This window comes from Streptomyces sp. T39 (genome assembly GCF_008042045.1).
In the GTDB taxonomy this organism is placed as follows: Bacteria; Actinomycetota; Actinomycetes; order Streptomycetales; family Streptomycetaceae; genus Streptomyces.
This window is the reverse complement of the sequence record NZ_RDBP01000180.1, coordinates 1-4,537: the sequence shown is the minus strand read 5'-3', so window position 1 is coordinate 4,537 and position 4,537 is coordinate 1. Positions and strand designations below refer to the sequence as shown.

Below are 4,537 nucleotides of genomic sequence, written 5' to 3'. Positions count from 1 at the left end.
CGCGAGCGCGACGCCGGCCACCGCCCCGCAGACCGCGGCGATCTGCGGCCCGAGGGGCGGGCGGCCCGTGCCCGTGGGCCGGGAGGCGTCCCGCAGCCGGGCCGCCCCGCACAGCGCGGTGACGACGAAGGCCAGGGGAACCAGCGCGGCCAGGGCGGCGAGCGGGCCCTGCCAGAGCGCCCCCAGCAGCCCGGCCGCGGCGGCCGCCGCCGAGCCCGCCGACGACGACTGGCTGACCAGCGCCTCCACCCTGGAGGCCGACGCCTACGGCGACGCGGAGGACGCCGACAACGAGTGGGCGCGCGCCTACGCCTGGGAGGAGCGTCCCGCCGCCCCGGAGGCGGCCGTCCCCCGTCAGGCGGAGTCCGCCGAGTCCTGGGACAGCCGCCCCGCCCGGGTGCCGCGCTGGCTGCACCGGGAGACCGGCGAGGGCGGCCCCGAGCTGGTCGCCACCCTGGCGGGCGACCTGACGGACGCCGCCATGGACGCCATGGACTCCTACTGGGGAGCGGTGGAACGCGGCCAGGCCGGCGCCTTCGCCGCCCGTCACACCGAGGAACGGGTGCGCGATCTGCTGTCCGACGCCCGGATCCATCTCCAGCGCAACGGGGTGCTGGCCGCGCCCCGGTTCGCCGCCGCCCACCGGGTCCGCGCCACCTCCGCGAACCTGCTGGGCACCGATCCGCACCGGGTCGCCGCCCTGGTCGGCGCGGACACCGAACGCCACACCGTCGTCCAGCTGTCCTCCCCCGAACAGGGCGCCCTGCTCAGCCGGGACCCGGCCGCCGCCGTGTGGCTGCGGTTCGCACCCGAGGCCGTGCGCACCGACGTGGAGACGGCCTGGCGGGCGAACGGCACCCACCAGCACGAGGAACCCCTGTGGACGACCACCGGCCGCTACGCGGGCCTGATCAGGCTGACCCCGCTCCGGATGGGCGTGGTGGACACCGTCCGCCCCCGTCACGGCGCCGACCCGGAGACCCGGGAGCCGGACCCGTACGCCGGAAGGGACGGCGACGGGTGGTGACACGCACCGGGCGCCGGCGCACCGCGCCGGTCCGCCCGCCCGTGGCCGCGGGGGACACCGCGGCCGCGCGGGGACCCGCGTCCCCGCACCGCAACACGCCCGCCCGGGGCCCCGTGCCCCCGGGCGGGCGCCCGCCCGCGTCCGGCCCCGAGCCGCGGTACGAACGAGAGGACGGCGACGGCTGGTGACCAGCACCTCGCACTCGAACCTGGTGGAGCAGCCGTACAGCGCGCAGCGGACCACCCTCGCCTTCACCGACCCCTCGGGCCGGCGCCGCACCACGGCGGTGACCTTCGGCCCCGAGTCCCGGCGCGACCCGCTGCTCCCGCAGCGGGTCCGCAACGGTCTGCTCCACGACGAGGAGCAGCGCTGCGTCCAGGTGCGTCTGACCACCGCCGAGGCCACCCATCCCGCGGCCCGCGCGCTGCTGGACGCGGAGGCGGGCACCGCGCTCCATCTGCACCGGGCGCTCGACGGCACGGACCACGCGCGGCTCTTCCCGGCCGTCGTCGGCCACGAGCTGGACACGGCCGAGCCCTACCTGCTGTACGCGGCACCGCGGGGCCTGCCCGCGTCGCGCACCCATGTGATGTCCGCGACCGACCAGCGGGTCCTCGCCCGCGACCTGATGCTGGCGCTCTGCCTGCTGGACGGCCAGGGCATGGTGCCCCGCGGCATCTCGCCGGCGACCGTCCTGTGGGACGGCACGTCCCTCCAGCTGTGGGGTCTGGAGGCGATGGCCCGTACCGGCAGGCCGCGCACCCCCTGGGGCCGGCCGCCGTACTGCTCGCCCGAGCAGCGCCGGGCGGGCGGGACCGTCGACCCGCGGGACGCGGTGTGGAGCGCCGCCCAGGTGCTGTACCAGCTGGTGACCGGCCGCCCCGGCCCCACCGACGGCCCGCCGGCCGACCTGGCGCAGCACCGGGTGCTCGCCGAGACCCTCCGGGGCGCCTTCGCGCCGCTCGCCGCGGACCGGCCGACGGCAGCCCGCCTGCTCGATCTGCTCGCCCCCGGCACGGCCCGGCGCATCGAACTCACCGTGCCGGCCGACGAGACGGGCCGCCACGGGGAGGCGTTCGAGCACGCACTCCACCTCAAGCGGCAGGCGCCGCCCACCGAACCCTCGTACACGGCGGGCCTGGGGCAGGGCGAAGTGCTCTGCCCGTACTGCCTGGAGAACATCCAGCTCGACCTGACCTCGCTGTACGTCACCGACAACCGGATGCAGTACCAGCCCCTCGACCCGTCGCGGTACAAGCCGGGCTCGCCGCGGCTGACGGACATCATGCGGGGGGCCGTGCAGCGGTGCACCGCGGACCCGGACTTCCCCGAACACCACATCCCGGTGCCGTACCTGACGAGCGGCCGGCCGCTCACCGTCGCCATGGTGGGGCAGTCCTCGACCGGCAAGAGCCATCTGCTGACGCAGATGATCGCCGAGATCACGGACGGCGGACTCGAACCGTTCGGCCTGAAGTGGCAGTCCGTCAACCCCGAGCAGCACGCGCGCTTCGTCCGGGAACGGGTCCAGCCGCTGCGCAACGGCAAGGTGCTCGACCACACCGGGACGGTCGGCCTGGACGGCTTCGCCCGCTTCGTGGAGTCGCTGCTCATCACCGACGTCCGCGGCCAGGTGCGTCCCGTCGCCTTCTTCGACCTCGGCGGCGAGGACCTCGTGCGGACCGACGCGGCGCTCCGGTTCCTGCTCGGGGTCGACGCCATGGTCTTCGTCGTCGACCCGGCGCTCGCCCTGCCGCTCCCTCATCTGGACCACGCGCGGGAACGCTGGGGACTGGAGGTGAACCGGGACGGCGACGTCGCCTTCGGCACCGTGCTCGACCGGCTCCCGAAGAACGGCGCGTACCTGGACGTGGCCGCCGCGGTGGTGCTCGGGAAGGCGGACCTGCTGCGGTTCCAGCCGCCCGTCGACCGGTGGCTGGACGAGGCGCCCGCGGGCCGGCTCGATCCGGAGCGGATGCGCGAGGAGAGCCGGGACGTCTACGGGCTGCTGCGCCACCACGCCGGCCAGGCGTGGCTGCGTCCCTTCGACGCCATCCGCCGCTGCACCCTGCACGTCGCCTCGGCGACGGGCGGCCAGGAGGACCACGGACGCTACCCGGCGGGCACCCGGCCCCGCCGGGTGCTGGAGCCCCTGCTCTCGCTGTTCGCGATGCACGGGCTGATCGATGTGCCGGGCGGCGCCGAGGCGTTCGCCGTGGGGACGGCCCCCGCGCTGGAGGCGGTGCCGCCGAGGGCGGCCGGAGGTACGGAGCGGTCCGGGGGCACCGGGGGATCCGGGGACACCGGGGAGGGACGGCGAAGTGAGTGACGTGCGGCGGGAACGCGATCCCGACGAGCAGACGGCGGGCGACCGCGCCGGATCGGTGGACCAGGTGGTCTTCCGCTGGGGCGGCAACCAGGGCCGGCAGGCCACCGGGATGACGGCGGTCGCCCACTCCTGTCCTCCCCGGCGGGCCGATGAACTCGGTCTCGAACTCGGCCCGTTGCTGTGGGTGACCGGATCGGACGATCCGCGGCCGAGCGTCGTGCGCACGGTCTCGCAGGACAACCAGGTCATGCTGGTGCAGCGCTGGCCGACGACCGACCCGAGCGGCCGGCCGAGCACCGTGAGTCATGTGCTCACCGGCTCGGGGCGGATCCTCGACCCCCGCACCTGCCTGAGTCTCGCGTACGGGGGCTGGGGGGAGCGGTCCAAGGCCGAGCAGGCGTCGGGACGGAAGGACACCGTGCCCGCCGGCAGCCTCCAGAAGGTCGCCCTGCGCCACCTCACGGAGATGGGGCAGCGGCTGCCGGAGGTCGAACAGGCACTCGTGCTGGTCACCGCCGAGTGGCTGCGCGACCCCCGCAAGCGGGTGTCGCTGCTCGCGGACGGCACGCCCGCGCCCGGCTGGCCGGGCCGGGCCGACGCCCCGCTCGTGTACTACGGGCTGTTCCTGCTCTTCCACGACTGGCTGCCCGGCCGGTGGACGTTCGCCACGTACGACACGGTCGACAGCCATCCGCTCCGGCTCACCTGCGTGCCGCGCTGGGAGTCGGGCGAGGGCGCGGCCGGCTCCCTGGCCCGCGTCGCGGCGGGGCCTGCGTCCGACGCGCCGGCCCACGAACTCGCCACCCGGCTGGTCGCGCGTCTGCTGTCGCACGGTCCCGAGGGCCCGCCCCGGCCGGAGCTGGCCGACCTGCTCCCGGACGGAGCCGCCCTGCCGTGGGAGCGGCGCCGCGAGCGCCTCGAACACGCCCTCGCCGCCGGTCACCGGCCCGGCCCTGCACGGAACGCCCCGTCGCCGCACCCGCCCGGCGCCGCCCCCCACCCCGACGGCCCCCGGACACAGGACCGCCGCGGGGACGGGCCGGTGACCGGCGGCGAGGGCGTGTTCGAGGCGCTCGCGGCGCCGCTCCCACGGCAGGGCGGCTCCGTCCGGGAGCAGGTCGGCCAGCTCCGGCCGGGGCGGGCCCTCGGGACCGTGCGACAGCAGACGCGCGACCAGCCGG

General features: G+C 76.5%; 1 protein-coding gene and 2 pseudogenes. All 3 read left to right on the top strand.

All coding sequences use genetic code 11. From position 1 onward, the window contains the following. Window positions 1-1,027, top strand: a pseudogene (locus tag EAO77_RS39220) (hypothetical protein); the annotation flags it as partial. Window positions 1,028-1,211: 184 nt separating this feature from the next. Next, window positions 1,212-3,356, top strand: a complete 2,145-nt coding sequence (locus EAO77_RS36570; protein ID WP_261994317.1) for a hypothetical protein — start codon at window positions 1,212-1,214, stop codon at window positions 3,354-3,356. Next, window positions 3,349-4,537 (top strand): annotated as a pseudogene (locus tag EAO77_RS36565) (hypothetical protein); the annotation flags it as partial. The gene EAO77_RS36570 and the pseudogene EAO77_RS36565, both read left to right, overlap by 8 nt.